This window comes from Gemmatimonadota bacterium (assembly GCA_026702745.1).
Classification (GTDB): domain Bacteria; phylum JAAXHH01; class JAAXHH01; order JAAXHH01; family JAAXHH01; genus JAAXHH01.
Window position 1 is genome coordinate 83,120 of record JAPPBT010000018.1, and the last position, 17,384, is coordinate 100,503.

Annotated in this window: 20 protein-coding genes and 1 pseudogene; 9 read left to right on the plus strand and 12 right to left on the minus strand. The window is 61.3% G+C overall.

Annotated elements, in window-relative coordinates; genetic code table 11:
* Nucleotides 1-131 precede the first annotated feature (131 nt).
* Complete coding sequence (locus OXH56_02965; GenBank protein MCY3554261.1) at nucleotides 132-1,172, plus strand: peptidyl-alpha-hydroxyglycine alpha-amidating lyase family protein; 1,041 nt, start codon at nucleotides 132-134, stop codon at nucleotides 1,170-1,172.
* A 275-nt stretch (nucleotides 1,173-1,447) separates the two neighbouring features.
* On the opposite strand, the pseudogene OXH56_02970 reads toward OXH56_02965, so the two are convergent.
* Together OXH56_02970 and OXH56_02975 are read right to left on the minus strand one after the other, a co-directional pair.
* Nucleotides 1,448-1,621, minus strand: a pseudogene (locus tag OXH56_02970) (glutathione S-transferase).
* Nucleotides 1,618-3,387, minus strand: coding sequence for a Rieske (2Fe-2S) protein (locus OXH56_02975; protein MCY3554262.1), 1,770 nt, complete (start codon nucleotides 3,385-3,387; stop codon nucleotides 1,618-1,620). The pseudogene OXH56_02970 and the gene OXH56_02975 overlap by 4 nt, the downstream one beginning before the upstream one ends.
* Nucleotides 3,388-3,634: 247 nt before the next feature.
* Between OXH56_02975 and OXH56_02980 the strand changes: the two genes are divergently transcribed.
* Together OXH56_02980 and OXH56_02985 are read left to right on the plus strand one after the other, a co-directional pair.
* Nucleotides 3,635-4,261 (plus strand): transcriptional regulator, encoded by a 627-nt coding sequence (locus OXH56_02980; GenBank protein ID MCY3554263.1) that lies wholly within the window; start codon nucleotides 3,635-3,637, stop codon nucleotides 4,259-4,261.
* 39 nt (nucleotides 4,262-4,300) lie between these two features.
* On the plus strand, nucleotides 4,301-5,326 hold the full coding sequence (locus OXH56_02985) for a hydroxyacid dehydrogenase (protein ID MCY3554264.1): 1,026 nt from the start codon (nucleotides 4,301-4,303) through the stop codon (nucleotides 5,324-5,326).
* Between the two features lie 32 nt (nucleotides 5,327-5,358).
* Here OXH56_02985 and OXH56_02990 read toward each other — a convergent pair whose 3' ends face one another.
* The 8 genes from OXH56_02990 to OXH56_03025 form a co-directional block, all read right to left on the minus strand.
* Nucleotides 5,359-6,222 carry a bifunctional 5,10-methylenetetrahydrofolate dehydrogenase/5,10-methenyltetrahydrofolate cyclohydrolase gene (locus OXH56_02990; protein ID MCY3554265.1) on the minus strand — a complete coding sequence of 288 codons (864 nt, stop codon included), beginning with the start codon at nucleotides 6,220-6,222 and terminating at the stop codon, nucleotides 5,359-5,361.
* Between the two features lie 4 nt (nucleotides 6,223-6,226).
* A complete protein-coding gene (locus OXH56_02995) occupies nucleotides 6,227-6,358 on the minus strand; it encodes a hypothetical protein (protein MCY3554266.1) in 132 nt (43 codons plus the stop codon).
* A gap of 120 nt (nucleotides 6,359-6,478) precedes the next feature.
* Nucleotides 6,479-7,918 (minus strand): gamma-aminobutyrate dehydratase, encoded by a 1,440-nt coding sequence (locus tag OXH56_03000; protein MCY3554267.1) that lies wholly within the window; start codon nucleotides 7,916-7,918, stop codon nucleotides 6,479-6,481.
* 104 nt (nucleotides 7,919-8,022) lie between these two features.
* Nucleotides 8,023-8,772, minus strand: coding sequence for an SDR family oxidoreductase (locus OXH56_03005; GenBank protein MCY3554268.1), 750 nt, complete (start codon nucleotides 8,770-8,772; stop codon nucleotides 8,023-8,025).
* Nucleotides 8,773-8,870: 98 nt separating this feature from the next.
* Nucleotides 8,871-9,698: a phytanoyl-CoA dioxygenase family protein gene (locus OXH56_03010; GenBank protein ID MCY3554269.1), complete on the minus strand. Its 828-nt coding sequence runs from the start codon at nucleotides 9,696-9,698 to the stop codon at nucleotides 8,871-8,873.
* A gap of 128 nt (nucleotides 9,699-9,826) precedes the next feature.
* Complete coding sequence (locus OXH56_03015; protein MCY3554270.1) at nucleotides 9,827-10,519, minus strand: hypothetical protein; 693 nt, start codon at nucleotides 10,517-10,519, stop codon at nucleotides 9,827-9,829.
* Between the two features lie 128 nt (nucleotides 10,520-10,647).
* Nucleotides 10,648-11,016, minus strand: a complete 369-nt coding sequence (locus tag OXH56_03020; protein ID MCY3554271.1) for a hypothetical protein — start codon at nucleotides 11,014-11,016, stop codon at nucleotides 10,648-10,650.
* A gap of 372 nt (nucleotides 11,017-11,388) precedes the next feature.
* Nucleotides 11,389-11,622, minus strand: a complete 234-nt coding sequence (locus tag OXH56_03025) for a hypothetical protein (protein MCY3554272.1) — start codon at nucleotides 11,620-11,622, stop codon at nucleotides 11,389-11,391.
* Between the two features lie 146 nt (nucleotides 11,623-11,768).
* Here OXH56_03025 and OXH56_03030 point away from each other — a divergent pair, with 146 nt between their 5' ends.
* From OXH56_03030 to OXH56_03040, 3 genes are all read left to right on the plus strand, one after another.
* Complete coding sequence (locus tag OXH56_03030) at nucleotides 11,769-12,698, plus strand: isoaspartyl peptidase/L-asparaginase (protein ID MCY3554273.1); 930 nt, start codon at nucleotides 11,769-11,771, stop codon at nucleotides 12,696-12,698.
* 72 nt (nucleotides 12,699-12,770) lie between these two features.
* The gene (locus tag OXH56_03035; GenBank protein ID MCY3554274.1) at nucleotides 12,771-13,502 is read left to right on the plus strand and encodes a phytanoyl-CoA dioxygenase family protein; all 732 of its coding nucleotides are present in this window, start codon (nucleotides 12,771-12,773) and stop codon (nucleotides 13,500-13,502) included.
* Between the two features lie 81 nt (nucleotides 13,503-13,583).
* Nucleotides 13,584-14,342: a carbohydrate-binding family 9-like protein gene (locus OXH56_03040; protein MCY3554275.1), complete on the plus strand. Its 759-nt coding sequence runs from the start codon at nucleotides 13,584-13,586 to the stop codon at nucleotides 14,340-14,342.
* A gap of 20 nt (nucleotides 14,343-14,362) precedes the next feature.
* On the opposite strand, the gene OXH56_03045 is transcribed toward OXH56_03040, so the two are convergent.
* Together OXH56_03045 and OXH56_03050 are read right to left on the minus strand one after the other, a co-directional pair.
* A complete protein-coding gene (locus OXH56_03045; GenBank protein MCY3554276.1) occupies nucleotides 14,363-14,626 on the minus strand; it encodes a hypothetical protein in 264 nt (87 codons plus the stop codon).
* Nucleotides 14,627-14,704: 78 nt separating this feature from the next.
* The gene (locus tag OXH56_03050; protein ID MCY3554277.1) at nucleotides 14,705-15,097 is read right to left on the minus strand and encodes a hypothetical protein; all 393 of its coding nucleotides are present in this window, start codon (nucleotides 15,095-15,097) and stop codon (nucleotides 14,705-14,707) included.
* A gap of 390 nt (nucleotides 15,098-15,487) precedes the next feature.
* Here OXH56_03050 and OXH56_03055 point away from each other — a divergent pair, with 390 nt between their 5' ends.
* The 3 genes from OXH56_03055 to OXH56_03065 are packed head-to-tail and all read left to right on the plus strand — an operon-like array spanning nucleotide 15,488 to nucleotide 17,345.
* Entirely contained in the window at nucleotides 15,488-15,850 is a 363-nt protein-coding gene (locus OXH56_03055) for a DUF2089 family protein (protein ID MCY3554278.1), read from the plus strand.
* Between the two features lie 17 nt (nucleotides 15,851-15,867).
* Nucleotides 15,868-16,887, plus strand: a complete 1,020-nt coding sequence (locus OXH56_03060) for a hypothetical protein (protein ID MCY3554279.1) — start codon at nucleotides 15,868-15,870, stop codon at nucleotides 16,885-16,887.
* The gene (locus OXH56_03065; protein ID MCY3554280.1) at nucleotides 16,884-17,345 is read left to right on the plus strand and encodes a hypothetical protein; all 462 of its coding nucleotides are present in this window, start codon (nucleotides 16,884-16,886) and stop codon (nucleotides 17,343-17,345) included. The genes OXH56_03060 and OXH56_03065 overlap by 4 nt, the downstream gene beginning before the upstream one ends.
* The last annotated feature ends 39 nt before the right edge of the window (nucleotides 17,346-17,384 follow it).

The window sequence follows — 17,384 nt, forward strand, 5'->3', positions numbered from 1 at the left end:
GGTTGGTCCGTCTGACTGCGTGGCCGACCGGTCCACCTGGCCTTGACCGGCATGGTTGGTCACCATTGGAACTGGTTGTCCGACTGGTCCGGGACGGGACCATCCCTATTCACTAAGAAGCGAGGATACTCATGAAAAAATCGACCTGGATCCGGTGGGTCGCACTTTCGGCCGTTAGCATTTCGATTGCGCTGTTAAACAGCTTCGCCACGGCCCAGAACCACGCGCCGAATCCGTACACCACCGTAGAAGGCATATGGGGCAAGCTGGGAGGGGACAGGACCTGGGGCTCCACGAGCGCGGTCTTCCCGGCCCAGGACGGCAGCGGGAACATCTGGGTGGCGGAAAGATGCGGCCAGAACTCCTGCGTCGGCAAGGAGGACGTGCCGCCGATCCTGCTTTTCGACAGCGACGGAAACCTGCTGAAGAGCTTCGGCGCGGGGATGTTCGTCTGGCCCCACGGCATCTTCGTGGACACGGAGAACAACGTCTGGGTGACGGACGCCCGGGGCGGTGTGGGTATCGGCCACCAGATACACAAGTTCAGCGAGGATGGGGAGTTGCTGATGAGCCTGGGCATCGCTGGAGTGGCGGGCGAAGGGGACGGCATCTTCAACCAGCCTTCCGACGTCCTGGTGGCGCCTGACGGCAGCATTTTCGTGGCGGACGGTCACGGTTCCCGCGGCAACAACCGCATCGTCAAGCTGGCGCCGAACGGATCGTTCATCAAGGCCTGGGGTGAAACGGGACAGGCTGCCGGCCAGTTCCGGGATCCCCATGCGCTGGCCATGGACTCCCAGGGCCGGCTCTACGTCGGCGACCGGGGTAACGCCCGGCTCCAGATCTTCGACCAGGAAGGCGAGTATATCGCCACCTGGACCCAGTTCGGCCGACCGAGCGGCCTCTTCATTGATGCGAACGACGTGCTTTACAGCGCCGATTCCGAGTCTAATGCGACCTGGGGGGCCAACCCCGGCTGGAAACGGGGCATCCGCATCGGCAGCATCCGGGACGGCGGCTTCATATCGGCCTTCATCCCCGATCCCGTGGTAGACGCCGATAACGCCGGAACGACCGGAGCGGAAGGCGTGGCTGTGGATGCCATGGGGAACGTATACGGCGCCGAGGTCGGACCCCGCATGTTGCGGAAGTACGTCATCACCGGGGAATAGGCGGCTGAGGAACGGCGATCGGCGTAGGCGACTGCCGATTGGGCGGCTGCCGATTGACGACCGGCGAAGATCTGTTCAAATCGACCGCATTAACCGAAAAGGCGCGGTAAGTGGAACGAAACGGATTCCACGGACCGCGCCTTTTGCTATTCCGGTGATCAGGAACCGGATGCCCCAGGTCCGCCCGGACCACACGCGCTGCCCGCACCACTCGCACCGCCCGCACCACTCGCACCGCCCGTACCACTCACTTCTGCGGGATTTTCGACGCCAGCGATGGCCGCTTTGAAACGGTTGATGGCCCGTTCGAATTTCTCGAGGCATCCGGGATTGCAAAACCCCACAACGTGACCTCCAAATTCCGTCAGTGAATCGGCCTGTACCGGCTTGCCGGACCAGGGGCAGGTCTTATTGATGCAGTCGACGATTTTGAGATCGGGCATCGTCATTCCTCCTCGTAAATCGCCTCGCCGCGGCTCAGTCGCAGCGCGATATGAGCGGTCTGGTTGAGCGCCCGCTGAGTGGGGGCGTGGGCGGCGAGATACCGGGCCGTGGCGATCAGCACGTGGTCGGCCTCGGCGCGTCCTTTCAGTTCCTCGTACTGGCGAATGCCCGCCTCGAGCATCTGGAAGCTGTGGAACTCGGCATCCTCCCGAAGCAGCGAGATCGCGAGCGTTCGGAACAGCCGGTCCACCGGGTGTCCGTCGGCCAGGTAACGGTAGACCAGCCTGGCGGCCGGCTCCACCCGCTGCTGCGTGTCCAGTTCGGTCAGAAACGTGTCGAGTATCTCGTCGGTCTCGCCGGCCAGTTCGGCCGTGGCCTTATCGCCCGGCAACCGCGCGGGCGGCACGTTGAGGAAACGGTCCAGGTACACGGCCATGGCACCGTGAAAGACGCCGCGGATCAGCTCCGGGGAACCCGTCCGCTTCAGGGCCTGGTGCAGGGCGTTCGCGTAGGTGAAGGTGTGCAGCACCGTGATCCAGTCGTTGAACTCGTTCTGCGTGTGGAACCGGGCGATGCGGAGCGCCGCGGCGTAGGTGACCGCCTGGCTGAGCTGCAGCGGCGTCATGCCTTCGCGCAGGAGGGCCAGCATGGTGTCCACTGTGGCCTGGGGATCGTCCCCCAGGATCACTTCGGCCAGTTCGCCGGGGCCGTCCCACGCGTATCCATTGGATGTCGATGCCAGCGCACCGGGTAACTCGGCATTGGCCCCACGCAGGATGGCGGCCAGGTCGACGGGATGGCGCCAGGCGTTTCGTTCCTCGCTGCGCGCCGCGGCGCAAAGCTGACCGACCGTACTGGGCAGCACTTCATCGGCGTGCTCCCAGCCGATGTGGTCCAGCAGTTCCGTGGACTTGTTGATGAAATCCGCGACGTGCCCGCCGTCCAGGAACACGCGATCCGTGGCGGCGCTCATCATCATGTCCACCAGCAGCGCAGGTTCACTGCCCATGGACACGGCCGTAAGCAGGCACCGCGTAGCGCCTTCGGTGTCGCGCACCTCGACGAAGCGGCGGAACCAGCGCTTCAACTGCTCGAACGAGAGGTTCTCCGTATCCAGGGGCTGCAGGTCGAACCTCGGCGGCTGTCCGTTGCTGTCCCGGGCGACATGCGTCAGTCCCTGGTATAGCGGCAGGATCTGCTCGTCCCGGGGCAGATAGCTGCACAGGTTCGTCATCGCGGCGAGGATGGTCAGGCCGGGACCCCAACCGGACGATCGGTACCGCACGCCATAACGGCCGCCGGTCTCGGCGATATCCTTGTAGGACACCCCCGATTTCAGCAGGGCGATCACGGCCTTGGCATTGACCAGCGAGATGTTCTGCTCCAGGCCTTCTCTCAGGCGGTTGCGCCAGTACTCCGCGTCGCCCGACTGGTCCCGCGAACCCGAAACCCAAACGTCCCCGTTCCGGGTCTCGACCGCGTACACCGGCACGTCGTCCGCGAAGAGATCGAAGGTGCAACCGCTCTCCAGGTCGAAATCCGCGTGGTGCCAGTGGCAGGTCAGAATGCCGTCCTTGATCGTGCCGCGGTGCAGTGGGAAGCCCATGTGGGGACAGCGGTTGTCCACGGCGTGCACCTGCCCGTCACCGTGGTGGAACACGGCGATCGGGCCGTCGTGGCCGTTGACGACGATGCTCCCCTTTTCCTTCAGTTCGTCCATCGATGCGACCCGGATCGGATCGCGCAGGGCTGTTGTCGGGGTGCTGTTCATGATGATACTCCTCATACTGCTTTATCGATGATCGTGCATTGTATCTGAATGGAATATACGTGTTACCATTCAATATATGTAACCCAATCCAATAAATCAATATTATTATTTATATTATATATTTAATTTTTATTGTTCCATATTTGGGATAGCATGTTACAATAGATAGAGATGCACGTGCAGTAGGCACCGGCACCGCATTGGTTCTGCATTGGATAATCAGCCGCTTCGTTCGCGGAGAAGGAACATGCCACACACTGAAGGCACCACCCGCCGTCAGATCCTGGAATTGCTCAAACGCAAGGGCGAAATGACAGCCGGTCAACTCGCCAGGGAGATCGGGATCACTTCGATGGGCGTTCGCCAGCACCTCAGCGGACTGGAGCGCGACGACCTGGTCGAGACGCGAGTCGTACGGCAGGACCGGGGCAGGCCCGCCCACTATTTCGTCCTGACGGATGCCGCTGAGCACCTGTTCCCGGTACGGTACGGCCAACTCGCGGTGGAACTGCTCGAACAGATCGCCGAAACCGACGGACCGGAGAAGGTCGACAGCCTCTTCGCCTTGCGCACGGAACGGCTTGAAGCGGAATACAAACAACAGATGGCCGGGAAACCCGTCTCGGAACAGGTGCGCGTTCTCGCAGAAATCCGGGACCGGGAGGGATACATGGCCGAATCCCACGCGGACGACGATGAGTACATCCTGGTGGAGCATCACTGCCCGATCTACGAGATAGCGCGCCGTTTCCCGAAGGTCTGCCAGTTCGAACAGGAATTGTTCGAGCGTACGCTCGATGCCGGGGTGCGCAGGGACGAGCACAAGATAGCCGGAGACGACCACTGCCGGTACCTGGTACGGAAACGAGACTGACGGCCGGCTTCGCGTCTTTCTGAGTGCAGGACAGTTCCCATGAGCAAACCACGCATCTGGTACCTGCCAACGCCTTCCCACACCGCCGGGGTTTTCAAGGATGAGACCTACCGGCGGTTACTGGCCGGCTTCGACGTGGTGGAAAACAGGACGGACCGCGCGTTGACCGCTTCAGAGGTGGAGGAAGGGATCGCCGGCTTCGACGGGCTGGTCACCGGTTGGGGCGTCATGCCGATCAGCGCAGCCGCGCTGGAGCGGGCGGACCGGCTGAAGATCGTCGTCCACTCCGCTGGATCGGTCAAGTACCTGTTCACTTCGGAGATGGTAACCGGCCAACTGTTGCCCAGGGGGATCCGCGTCATCAGCGCGCGTGGCGCCATCGCCCTCAACGTGGCGGAGCACGCGGTCGGTGCGCTGATCATGATGAGCCGCAGGTGGGTTCACGACGCCCTCAACATCCGGGAGCGGGGCATGTGGCGGGACCCGGACAAGAACTGGTCGAACCAGTTCCTGCGCGGCGCCACGGTGGGCATCGTCAGCGCCAGCATGGTGGGACGGGAGGTGATCCGGCTGCTCCGGTCCTTCAACGTCCGCATGCTCGTCTGCGATCCCTATCTGAGCGATTGGGACGCCGGCCGCATGAACGTGGAACGGGTAGACCTGAACACACTCTTCGAATCGTCGGACATGGTGACTGTCCACGCGCCGTCCATTCCGGAGACGGACCGGATGATCGGCGCGGAGCAACTGCGGCTATTGCGAGACGACGGCGTGCTGGTCAACACCTCGCGGGGATCCGTCCTGGACCACGACGCGCTGTACGAAGAAGCGATGACCGGCAGAATCCAGGTCCAGCTGGACGTGACCACGCCCGAGCCCCTGCCGCCCGACCATCGGCTGCGCGCGCTCCCCAACGTGGTCATCACGCCCCACAGCTCTGGAACCGGCGCCTTTGGCCACCTCGAGATCGGCGAGATCACGCTGGGTGCGCTGGAACACTTTTATTCGGGACGGGAACCTGTGCCTGGGGAGGTAGACCTGGGAAACTGGGCGCAGATCGCGTAGAGGCCGGACTCACATCGGGAGATCGGGCAGCACTAAACCCGCCGACGCGCCGCCATCACCGTATTCTCCATCAACATGGCCACGGTCATGGGACCGACGCCCCCGATGCGGGGCGTGATCCATCCGGCGACCTCGGCCACATCGTCGTCCACATCGCTGAGGAGCTTCTTGCCCTTGCGCGTGATCCCTGCGGCCACCACGGCCGCGCCGGGTTTCACCATGTCCTTGGTGATCAAACCGGGCGAACCCGCGGCGGCGATGATGATATCGGCTTCGCGCAGGTGGGCGGCCATGTCGGGCACGGCCGAATGCAGTACGGTGACCGCGGCGTTGCAGTGGGGTCGTTTCAAGGACAGCAGAAGAGCCAGCGGCCGGCCGATGGTCAGTCCGCGGCCCACGATCGTCACGTTCTTGCCTTCGATGGGCACGCCGTAATGGACCAGCAGGGCGAGGATGCCGTTAGGCGTGCAGGGCAGGGGCCCCGACCTGCCGATCACCAGCCGGCCCAGGTTGATGGGATTGAGCCCGTCCGCGTCCTTGTCCGGCGCTACGGAGAGCAGCGCTTCGTCCTCGTCGAGTCCATCCGGCAGCGGGATCTGAACCAGGATCGCGTCGACCTCCGGATCTTCGTTCATGCGGCCGATGGTCTGCAGCAGCTCTTCCTGTGAAGTGGATGCGGGCAGGTGGGTATGGATGGACCGGATGCCGATCTCCTCGCACGCCCGGTGCTTCATGGAGATATAGGTCGCGCTGGGCCCGTCGTCGCCGGCCAGAATCGTCGCCAGCCCAGGCGTCACGCCCCGCTCCCGCATTTCGGCCGTCTCTTTCACGAGCCTGCCCTGCATCTCGTCGGCCAGCTTGCGGCCGCTCATGATGACCGGGCCATTGCAGGTCATTCCGTCACCTCATCCACCTGGCGAGAGTCTTGTGGGCCTGGCGTCGGGCCAGGTGCTTTCCGGCCCGTGTCGGCCCACCCTTGAACAGGGCGCTAAACAGGGTAAACAGGGACAACAGGCGGTACAACGTGCGCATGGGATCTCCTCCGGTGAATCACGCGGACGGCCTTTGCGTTAAGTTTGGAGCACTGTTTTATCCTGCTTAAGCTATGTAGATATCAATCGCTTTACTATCGAAATCAGTACTTTCATGGCCCTACTCGATCCCAGCCGCCTTCTTCGCCACATCCATGCACCGTAGCAGGTCGTATCCACGGAATATGGTGATCTTCTGCGCCTCGAGCGAACCCTCGGCATGGATGGCCAGCAGCTCGTGGTACCCGCCGAAATCCGAAGCCGTGAGGTCGCGGATGAGATTGATGGCCTTCATCCGGTCCATGGTCGGCACGCCCTTGCGGCCGCCCAGGTAGCGGTCCAGGTCGCCCCGTGTTTCCTCGTTGTGCCAGTCTGCTTCCGACGGGCCCGTGACCAGCAGGGCGCCGGCGATGTCCTGCACATCCCGCACGGCCTCGTGGTAGTTGTTGGCGAAATGGTACTTGGCGATGTTGGTCGTGAGCGTGTCCGGCACCGCGATGCCGTCCACCACCTTGCAGTCCATGGCGGCCGCGCGGGTCAACGCGCGGACCGTCTCCGTGTAGGTGATGAGCCGCGTGGCCTTGTCGCGGATGTGGCTGGCCTTCTCCACCCCGTTGTACACGGCGATCAGCGAGGCCGCGCCGATGAAGAGGTCGAGGAGCGGCGGCTTGTAGGACACGGCCGTGTACCGGTGGAACTCCACGAAGGCGTTCGCCAGCACCCCGGCGAAATCCCACTCGCCCGCCAGGAAGACGCGCTCGTTCGGCACGAACACGTCGTCGAACACGGTCAGGGTCTCCACCAGGTGGTGTTTCGAGCTGACCGGATGGTGATAGGTGCTCTCGCCCGAGAACCCGAAGGGACTGGCGATGAGCCGGACCCCCGGCGTGTTGACGGGCACGGCGAAGGCCACGGCATAGTCCTGGTCCTCCTCCGAGATCGCCCGGGTGGGCAGCACGACCACTTCGTCCACGAAGGCGGTCCCCGTGGTATGGGCCTTGGCGCCGCGGACCACGATGCCGTCGGGCCGGCGCTCCACGATGCGCACATAGTAGTCTGGATGGGTCTGCTGGGACGGCAGGCGGCTGCGGTCCCCCTTGGCGTCGGTCTGGGCCACGGCCATGCTCAGGTCGCGGTCGCGGCATTCGGCGTGGTAGTTCTTCACGCGGTCCAGGTATCCGGTGCCATGCTTCTCGTCGATCTGCCGCGCGACGAGCCGGAGCGAGAACAGGGCGTCCGTGCCGATCTCCTTGATGAGCAGGACCACCCCGCTGCCCTCGCGGGTGCTCGTCTCGATCATCTCCCTGCGCTTCAGCAGGTCCTCCGTGTTGGCCGGCGGGATGAAGTAGCGGCTGACGCGCTCACCCGTCTCGGGACATATCGCCGTGAACAGGTCCCGGTGCGCTTCGTCCTCCGCGAGGTGATAGTCCAGGGCCGTGTGCTCGGCGCCTACGCGCAGTTCCGGATGTTCCATGAGGTCCGGCACCCGCTCCCCGCGAAAGTAGATCGTCCTTCCGTCCCGCAATCCTTCCAGGTATTGTTCGGCCGTTCTCAAACCCATTTTCGGTCTCCGGTCAGTTTCATGATTTCAGTAATTTCGCCCATTTTTCCGCGGCCGACCTCGCTGCGCTCCGTCCGCCGTCGACTTTGCGCAACCTCATTCCGTCAGGCCGCGCTCCATCCTCCGTCGACCATCAACACCGATCCGGTCGTAAAAGAAGACTGGTCTGAAGCCAGGAACAGCACGGCTTGCGCCACCTCTTCCGGCGCTCCGAAGCGGTCCATGGGGTGCTTTTTCTTCAGCCGTTCGTACATGGCGGCATGGGCCTGCACGGACTCGGTCATGGGGGTATCCACCCAGGCCGGCGCCACGGCGTTGACGCGAATACCCCGGTCCGCGTATTCCACGGCGAGGATGCGCGTGAGCTGATCGAGCCCGGCCTTCGACGTGCCGTACGCCGCCGACCGCTTCATGCCCGACTGTCCGAGGACCGAGCTGACATTGACGATACTTCCGGCCTCCCGGGAAATCATGCCGGGCAGGACGGTCCGGATCATGCGGAACGCGCCGGAGAGGTTGGTGGCTATGGTCTGGTCCCAGAGCTCGTCCGTGGTCTCGTCGGCGTCCATCAACGTCGCCGTCCCGGCGTTATTCACCAGGACGTCGATCCGGCCGAAGGCGGCAATCGTCTCGTCGGCCACACGCTGGCAATCCGCGGTAACGGATACGTCACCGGAAACCTGGATCGCCCGGCCGCCCATTTCCGTGATTTTCGCGACCACCTCTTCGAGCGGTGCCTCGCGCCGGCCCGTGACGCAGACGGCCGCGCCTTCCTGGGCAAAAAGCCTCGCCGTAGCGGCCCCGATCCCCGTTCCGCCGCCCGTGATGAGCGCGACACGCTCTTCCAGTTTCAATGCCGGTTCTCCCAAAGTGCGTTCTCGGTCAGCGGCCATCGGTCAGCGGCCATCGGTCAGCGGCCATCAGTCAGCGGCCATCGGTCAGCGGCCATTGATCAGCGGCCATCGGTCAGCGGGCTCTCGGCCAGTGCGCCATTAATCAACTCGCCGCCGGTCAGCGCGCCTTCACCGAAGATGACGGGGAAGGTTTCGCCGGTTTTGACCGCCCGCGTGGACGCATCCATGTAGGCGATGCTGATGGCACGCCTGGGGTTGCCGGTGGGATTACGGGCCGACCGGTGCAGGAGCAGGTTGTTCAAGAGAATCGCCTCGCCCGCCTCCGCCTCGAGGTAGATACAATCTTCCTCCCGCGCGTACCGGGCCTGGTCGGACTCCGACGGGAAATGCATCTCGTTGATCACACCGTGCTTGTGGCTGCCCACCACCACCTCCATGCAGCCGTTCTCGACCGTCGCCGCATCGAGGGCGGTCCAGACGGTCGTCTCCGGATTTGCATCCAGCCCCCACCCGATGCCGACGTCCTGGTGCCAGGGGAGATGGGTACCGTGCTCGGCCGGTTTGTTCATGAACATGGCCCGGAAGATGGAGACGTTCGGGCCGACGAGGGCCTCCGTGACCTCCCGGAAAAACGGGTGCTGCATGTATCCCAGGTACAGCGGATCCAGCTGCAGGTCGTCGATGCGCCGGTAAGCGAGCGTATCCTCGCTTTCCTCGAACGTCCTGGTCGGCAGTTCGCCGTACTCGCCTGTATCCGTGTCGCGCTGCATAGGCATGCCCTCGTAGCGGACGTTGCCCAGCATGATGTCGTCGATGCGGTCGCGCATGGCCTGCAGGTGTTCCTCGGAAGCCACCCGGCCCAGGCGCAGATAGCCTTCCTCGGCAAACCGGGCCAGTTCGCCCATGCCGAATTGCTGTTTGGACATTGCCTCCTCCTCTGCGTCGTATCGACGGGTGAAGTGTGCGAGCCAGGCGGACCGCTGCTACAGTCGGCAAGGACGCACCACTAATGAACCTGGCGTGGCGCGACAGGCGGCAAGTGCCATGCGTTCTATTACAACACCCCGGCCACACGGAAGAAGTTTTCCAGGATCTTCCGGCCGTGGGGATAGACGTCGACGTAGTATTCCGGGTGGAACTGCGTGCCGTACAGGGGCCGCTCCCGGTGCCTGATCGCCTGGATCCGGCAATTCTCGTTCGAGGCGATGAGATCGAAATCCGGCGGCACGGTCTTCATCTCCGCGTAGTGCGACTGCCGGACGACCACCGGATCCGGCAGCTCGTCGAACAGCGGATCGGCCTTCACCGGACGCACCGGGTAGAAGCCTTCTTCGCAGAAGTAGCCGAGCGCATCAGGATTGGGATCGAGCACGTCGGGTTCGCCGGGCCGCAGCGGCCGCATCATCTCGTCTTCGAGTTTCGTCAGGTTGCGAAAGCCGTCATTGAACATGAACCCCATGAGTTGGTGGCTGGCGCACAGTCCCAGGGTGGGCACGTCCGCCATGGCGTTCAGCGTATCTTCGAAGCCGTAGAACGTCTCCGGTTTGAAATGCTGGAAGAAGGTCCCGCAACCGCTGAGCAGCATGGCCCGGGGCTTCAGTGGCTCGACGATCTCCGGCGTCATCTGCTCCTGGTGCAGTATCAGGCACGGTTGCCCGGAGATCTCTTCCAGCCGCCGCTTCAGCCGGAAATCCCGGCCGTCTTTATTGTAGGATTCCAGCGTCCCGATGCGAATCCAGATGATCAATTAGTCATCCGTCCTGTTTGGAAACCACACACGCACATTTCAAAGAGAGTCAACCTTCTATTCCTAGACATCTTCCTCTTTTCTTGACTCGAGATACCCGATCAGCCCTTCAAAGATTTTGCGTAGGGTTATTTCTTGAGAATCTTCAAAATCCTATCCAGTGTATCCCCTGTATGGACTAACGATTCTTTGTTAGCGGATGCAATTTCACTAACAAGATCAAGTTTCTCTTTGATCCCTTCCGAGTTGGTTTTCAGGTCCGCCACGTTGGTTTTCAGGTCCGCCACGTTGGTTTTCAGGTCCGCCACGTTGGTTTTCAGGTCCGCCACGTTGGTTTTCAGGTCCGCCACGTTGGTTTTCAGGTCCGCCACGTTGGTTTTCAGGTCCGCCACGTTGGTTTCGATTCCAACCAATCGGTTGTCGATTTTGAGGATGTGATTCAATATCGAACTCGAAGTATCTTCAAGACTGGATACCCTGCGTTCCAACCTGCTCATTCGACGTTTCATATCGGGAGTATCATCTATTACAGTCATCATCTGGTTCCTAACCTATCCGGGGTGGTTGTTTCGAGGGATTCGTCACAGAACGAGAGCGACCCGTAAGTCGTCGTTTCAACTGTTGTATCCATCAAGCCACCTGGTATGGGTGACTACATGAATCAAGTCACATCGTTGGCAAATTGTCAACGCCGATTTTGTTGGCATCTCGTCAACACTCGTGTATCCATGCCTTATCACCTCCTATGCCATCAGATCGAAGTTTCCAGGCCGTTTTTTATCCCAATGTTCACCGTTCGATATTTCCCCCTTTCTTTTCATAACCGGACTCGCAGGTCCATGTTACTGATCCTGGGATATCCGCAATTTTCACTCTACCCGTCCCAGGTGCGTATTCATGTCGTGTTTCTCTTCCCGCATCGAGGATAACTCGGTACGTATAGCAGCCATCCCGGTACGCATTTCCGAGAAGCCTGAACGGACTTCATCCCTGAATTCCTGGTTCAGCTGATTGACAAACGCAAAAACGGTAATGACCAGGACCCCTGCGGCGGTTATGATCTGGGCGCCGAAGGCCCAATGATCACGGGATATCATGGTCATGTCTGACTCCTTCCAAAGTTCATCCAAATAAGCCTACCGCCGCTGATCTCACGCTGATATCTTAAGAGTCGCAAATCGAGTTTCCAATCTCGTAGATAAAACACAGATCAGAACCATCATGTGAAAAGGACTACGAAATGATCGTCATGGCTACGAACAACGGCGACGTGGGCATCCGGCAGGCGGTGGCCGCGCTCAGGGAAGGCAAGACCGCGGTGGACGCCATCGAGATCGGCATCCGGGAGGTGGAGGTGCACCGTCCCGACCGCAGCGTCGGCCTGCACGGCTATCCGAATATCCTCGGCTATCCCCAGCTGGACGCCCTCATCATGGACGGCCGCACGCGCGACGTGGGGGCCGTGGGCGCGGTGACGGGCTACGATCATCCGATCTCCATCGCACGCTGCGTCATGGAGAAGCTGATCCACGTCTTTCTCGTCGCCGACGGCGCGGAGCGGTTCGCCAGCGAAATGGGTTTCGAGAAGAGCTCCTTCGTGGACCCCGAGATGCCCGAGATCTACGCGAAGCACGTGGTCGAACAACTCGGCATCGACGACCCCGAGGAACTCCAGCACACCAAAGAACTGTGGAAGCTGAGCCACCTGGCCGTCGATCCGCAGAAGGCCGGGGGCACGACCAACTTCATCGCGCAGGACGGCAACGGCGACATCTGCGTGGGCGTGAGCACGAGCGGCTGGGGATGGAAGTACCCGGGCCGCCTGGGTGATTCGCCGGTCATCAGCGCGGGCGGATTCGCGGACAACCGCTACGGCGCCGCGGCCTGCACGGGCACGGGAGAGCTGGCCATCCGGACCGGCGCGGCCCGGAACGTGGTGACCTACATGAAGATGGGCATGTCGCTGGAAGAGGCGACGGCCGAGGGGCTTCGGGACATGAACGAACTGGACTCCCAGCGCGTGGGCGGCGTGCAGATCATCTCTCTGGACTCCAGCGGCGCCCACATGGCGGGGACCACGAGCGACCGGAAGGGCAGCCACGTCTACATGACGGCCGACATGGACGAGCCCGAGTTCGTCGAAGGCATTTCCGTGCCGTACGAAGGCGCGAGCCAGTAGAACTCAAGCCAACAAAAGGAGTCGGGCGCGGCCGTTCGGAGCATCGTAGATGAACCCGGAGGAGCATCCCGGATGAAGCTGGAGGACGCCAAGGCCCATCTCGACGAACACGGTTATGTCGTGCTCAGAGAGGCGTTGACCCCGGATCAGGCCAATGCCCTGCGCGATCGCTCGGCCGAGTTGGCCGCAGCGGAAAGGGACGATGGCGAGCACGTCTACTTCGACGGGCAGGCGCAGCGGGTGTGGAACCTGGTCAACAAGGGCCGCATCTACGAGGAGATGATCCAGCTGCCCCAGGTACTTGCGCTCCACGAACACCTGCTCGGCGACGATTGTATCTTAAGCAGTTTTACCGTCAATCTCATCGGCCCCGGCGCACCGGCCGGCGGTCTGCACGTCGACTTCCCGCTTGGCCGATTCCCGCAGCCCGCGCCTCCGTTCGCATTCTGCTCCAATACGATCTACGTGCTCGACGACTTCACGCCGGAAAACGGGGCGACACGGCTTGTGCCGGGAAGCTACAAGCGCGGAACCCCTCCCGATCCTGAGGCATCGTACGACGACGTCATCCAGCTGGACGCCCGCAGGGGCGATATCGTCATCATCCACGGCGCGACCTGGCACAGCAGCGGCGCCAATCGAACCCGGGAGGACCGGATGATCCTGCTGGGGTTCTTCTGCCGCTCGTTCATGAAGCCCCAGCAGGACCAGTTCAGGCTGGCCAGCCCCGAAGTCGTCGAACGGGCGACGCCGACCCTGAAGCGTCTGCTGGGATTCGAGTCGCAGTCGGGCATGCGAACCTGAGCCACGGACCTGAGTCCGCGGTTCGCACGTCGTCCAATTCGCAACTGAATCGTCACCTTCAACCCAATAGAAAGAACCATCATGTCCGATTCACCATCACCGGAAATCGTCCCCAAGACCTACACCTGTTACCGCACCTGCGGACCCATCGTGATCGACGGAAAGCTGAGCGATCCGTCCTGGATCCGGGCGCCTCGCACGGACCTCTTCGTCGACATCGAGGGCGACCTCAAGCCCATCCCACGCTTTGGCACGCGCGCCATGATGCTCTGGGACGACGAGTACTTCTACGTCGCCGCGGACATGGAGGAACCGGACGTCTGGGGCACCCTGACCAAGCGGGATTCCATCATCTGCCACGACAACGACTTCGAGGTGTTCATCGATCCCGACGGGGACACCAACCACTACATGGAGTTTGAGATCAACCCCCTGAACGCCGTGTGGGACCTGTACCTGCCCAAGCCCTACAACAAGGGCGGGAAAGCCGACCACGACTGGGACTTCGAGGGCGTGCGCCACGCCGTCCACATCGACGGAACGGTCAACTGCTCCCACGACGTGGACCGCGGCTGGTCCACCGAGATCGCCTTCCCCTGGACCAGCATGGCCGAGTACGCCGGGGTGGACTGCCCTCCGAAAGCAGGAGACAGCTGGCGGGTCAACTTCTCGCGGGTCGAGTGGGAGTTCGAGCGCTACAAGGACGGCTATCTGCGGAAAGAAGGCGTGCCCTGCGACAACTGGGTCTGGTCGCCGCAGGGCGAGGTCAACATGCACATCCCCGAGATGTGGGGACACGTGGTGTTTTCGGATACCGTCGTAGGAACGGCGGAGATGTGACGGGTCGTCGCCTTGCCCGGTCACGTTAGCTTCATTACGGTCAAGATTGCGCCGAAACCCGTTACGAAAATCCCAATAGACCATCGAAACAGCGTATTCGAGTGGGCCAGCATGTCCGTTCTCATCCGCTCCATGTCTGTTCTCAGTACACCCAGATCGTCACGCGTTGCTACATGCTCCAGTTTCTCCTCGATTCTGGTCAATCGGATCTTGATGTTGTCTGAACTGTAGTACAGATCGCCTTCGATCCGCCTGATGGATTCCGCGATTTCCCGTGAACTCATCCCGGTATTGCCGGTCCTGCGTTTGTTTTTTGAGTGGTTCATTTGCGTCTAGAGGCCCTCCCAATTACTTCTGTGTGTTCAGGTTAGCTTCAATACGGCCAAGATGACCCCCATGCAGGAAACAACAACGCCGATTGTCCATCGAAATTGCGTGTGAACTAGGGCGATCATTTCCGTTCTCAATTCTGCAAGGTCTTCCCGCGTGGCAAACGCCTTCAAATCTTCCTTTGTGGCAAATACCATCAGATCGTCACGTGTGACAAACGCTTTCAGATCATCACGGGTGGCGAATGCTTTCAGGTCGTCACGTGTGACGACACGCTCCAGCTTCTCCTCGATCCTGGTCAGGCGGATCATGATGTTGTCGGACCCGAAATACAGATCATCTTCGATCCGCCTGATGGACGCCTCGATTTCCCGCGAACTCATCCCGGTTCCGCCGGTTGGTCGTTTGCTATTTGGATTGTTCATCGCACCTGTCCTTTTGGGTTAGTATTGAGACTCATTGATCATACCGAATTGCAAACCGGGCGCGGACAACGCCTTCGGGTTGCATTCTGCTCTCTGACTCGCTCGTACCGAAGTCCACCTTGGAGGATCGGCGCCGTGAATCCTCCGGATCAACGCCCTATAAATGTTTCAGTAGTAACGCGCTCGAGATATCTCGTGTTTTACTTTATTTAAAGGCGGTTGGCACGGCGGAGATCATGTTTGCGATCATCTCATCGCATCACAAATACGATTTTGATTTTCTATAATTAAAATCTAAATTTGGTTTATATAAAATCCACTTGCGTTTATATGAACACTGATTTATCTTTTTAACGAAAGTGAGAAAGAACAACGAATCGTGGATATCCTATGACCAGCGATAGCGATTTGAATAAAGATACGGATCGGATTCCGAACCCGCGTTTACCCGCCCAGTGCCCGGGTTGTGCCGCGGCGGTGAAGGTCACCCGCCTGGACTGCACCGAGTGCGATACGGCCGTGATAGGCGGTTTCTACCTGCCTCCGTTAGCCCGGCTTGCCCCGGAGGATCAGGCCTTCGTGCTCTGCTTCCTCCAGACCGGCGGCAATCTCAAGGACATGGCCGAACACTACGGCGTCTCCTACCCCACGCTGCGGAACCGCCTCGATGACCTGGTCGAGCATCTGGATTCGCTGGCGGCGGCTGATCGACCAGAGGAAGAACTCGGCGAAGCAAGTAGCTTCTCGCAATAGATAGAAGGACGCCAGTCTTGGACGCTTCCCACACCCTCGATTCCCATAAACGCACGACTTCAGTCCAGCGCACGTGGCGCACATGGCTGTTCAATCCCTTCCACTACCTGGCCGGCGGGCCGGCGCTGGCCTGGGGACTGGCATGTATCGTCTTGACCGCCTGGCTCGGCGGCGCATTCGATTACCGATACACGGGCACGATTTCCTTCCAGCTTTCGACGCCGACGCCAATCTGGCTCGCCATAACGCAGGGCCTTACGGCGTGGATCATACCCAGCGCATTGCTCTACCTCGCCGGCCGCGGACTCAGCCGCAGTCGCGTGCGCCTCATCGACGTCTTCGGCACTCAGGCACTGGCGCGCGCGCCCGGCCTGCTCGTGGCCCTCATCGTGTTGTCACCGCCCTTTCGCGACCTCACGACCTCTCTGATTGCACAGGGTGCTTCTGATTTCTCGGTCGCACAGCTTGCTGGCCTCACTGCGATTGGTACGGTGATGGTGTTGCTGCTGGTCTGGATCGTGCTTCTGATGTACCGAGGCTTTGCCGTATCGTGCAATGTCGCCGGTGGCTGGGCGATCGGTACATTCATCGCCGCCATCGCCGTGGGCGAGGTGGCCACCGGTGCGACGGGACAGCTCCTGCAGGGCACCATCGCCCCTCAGCCCGTGGCCAGCGTACCCGTCCAGTCCGATCAGCACCATCGGGCCGCGCAGCTGGCCACACGAATCCTCGAGGGCCACGAACAGGGCCGTTTCGAAATCCTGAGTACGGAGGAGGCCGCCGAGTACTTTCGCGTGGGCTTTACCGCGGAGGTACAACGCCAGAACCACCAGACCATCCGGCTGTTGTTCGGTGCCTTCGAGGGCCTGGACTACATCGAAACCCGATACATGGACAGCCAGCCGCATTTGCTGATCCACCGCTTCAAAGGGCGGTACGGGGCCGCGTCCCGGCCACCCGAAGTGCGCGTCGTCCTCGACCGGGACGGCAGGCTGGCGGGTCTCTGGATCAAACCCTGGCAGGATGAAATGCAATGAGCACCTATCGCCACACCCAGTTCGGCACGGTCAACGTCGTCATCATTATCGCCATCCTGCCGCTGGTCATTCTGCCCACATGGCTGGCCGGAGCGGCACCCCTCGCGTGGATGATATTGATTTTCCTGCTCGGTGTCCTCGCGCTGTTCCACAACCTGACCGTCACGATCGATGACCAGGACCTCCGCATCAGTTTCGGCATCGGCCTGATCCGGAAGCGGTTCCCCCTGGATCAGATCGAGTCCTGCCATCCGGTCAGAAACTCCTGGCTCTATGGTTGGGGGATCCGGCTTACGCCGCGGGGCTGGCTATACAACGTATCGGGACTGGAGGCGGTGGAACTGAAGATGAAGAGCGGAAAGTCCTGCCGCATCGGGACGGACGAACCCAGGGTCCTGGCCGCTGCGCTTGAGGAGGCGCTGGGCAGGTTGGACGGCGCGAATAACGGGTCGGAGTGAGATGCTGAACGGGCGACCCCAAGTTTCAATAAAGTGCAG

What these genes read in the sequence shown, in the direction of transcription:
- OXH56_02965 (MCY3554261.1), top strand. Translation starts at nt 132, where the DNA reads ATGAAAAAATCGACCTGGATCCGGTGGGTCGCACTTTCGGCCGTTAGC.
- OXH56_02975 (MCY3554262.1), bottom strand. Translation starts at nt 3,387, where the DNA reads ATGAACAGCACCCCGACAACAGCCCTGCGCGATCCGATCCGGGTCGCA.
- OXH56_02980 (MCY3554263.1), top strand. Translation starts at nt 3,635, where the DNA reads ATGCCACACACTGAAGGCACCACCCGCCGTCAGATCCTGGAATTGCTC.
- OXH56_02985 (MCY3554264.1), top strand. Translation starts at nt 4,301, where the DNA reads ATGAGCAAACCACGCATCTGGTACCTGCCAACGCCTTCCCACACCGCC.
- OXH56_02990 (MCY3554265.1), bottom strand. Translation starts at nt 6,222, where the DNA reads ATGACCTGCAATGGCCCGGTCATCATGAGCGGCCGCAAGCTGGCCGAC.
- OXH56_02995 (MCY3554266.1), bottom strand. Translation starts at nt 6,358, where the DNA reads ATGCGCACGTTGTACCGCCTGTTGTCCCTGTTTACCCTGTTTAGCGCC.
- OXH56_03000 (MCY3554267.1), bottom strand. Translation starts at nt 7,918, where the DNA reads ATGGGTTTGAGAACGGCCGAACAATACCTGGAAGGATTGCGGGACGGA.
- OXH56_03010 (MCY3554269.1), bottom strand. Translation starts at nt 9,698, where the DNA reads ATGTCCAAACAGCAATTCGGCATGGGCGAACTGGCCCGGTTTGCCGAG.
- OXH56_03020 (MCY3554271.1), bottom strand. Translation starts at nt 11,016, where the DNA reads ATGAGCAGGTTGGAACGCAGGGTATCCAGTCTTGAAGATACTTCGAGT.
- OXH56_03025 (MCY3554272.1), bottom strand. Translation starts at nt 11,622, where the DNA reads ATGACCATGATATCCCGTGATCATTGGGCCTTCGGCGCCCAGATCATA.
- OXH56_03030 (MCY3554273.1), top strand. Translation starts at nt 11,769, where the DNA reads ATGGCTACGAACAACGGCGACGTGGGCATCCGGCAGGCGGTGGCCGCG.
- OXH56_03035 (MCY3554274.1), top strand. Translation starts at nt 12,771, where the DNA reads ATGAAGCTGGAGGACGCCAAGGCCCATCTCGACGAACACGGTTATGTC.
- OXH56_03040 (MCY3554275.1), top strand. Translation starts at nt 13,584, where the DNA reads ATGTCCGATTCACCATCACCGGAAATCGTCCCCAAGACCTACACCTGT.
- OXH56_03045 (MCY3554276.1), bottom strand. Translation starts at nt 14,626, where the DNA reads ATGAGTTCACGGGAAATCGCGGAATCCATCAGGCGGATCGAAGGCGAT.
- OXH56_03050 (MCY3554277.1), bottom strand. Translation starts at nt 15,097, where the DNA reads ATGAACAATCCAAATAGCAAACGACCAACCGGCGGAACCGGGATGAGT.
- OXH56_03055 (MCY3554278.1), top strand. Translation starts at nt 15,488, where the DNA reads ATGACCAGCGATAGCGATTTGAATAAAGATACGGATCGGATTCCGAAC.
- OXH56_03065 (MCY3554280.1), top strand. Translation starts at nt 16,884, where the DNA reads ATGAGCACCTATCGCCACACCCAGTTCGGCACGGTCAACGTCGTCATC.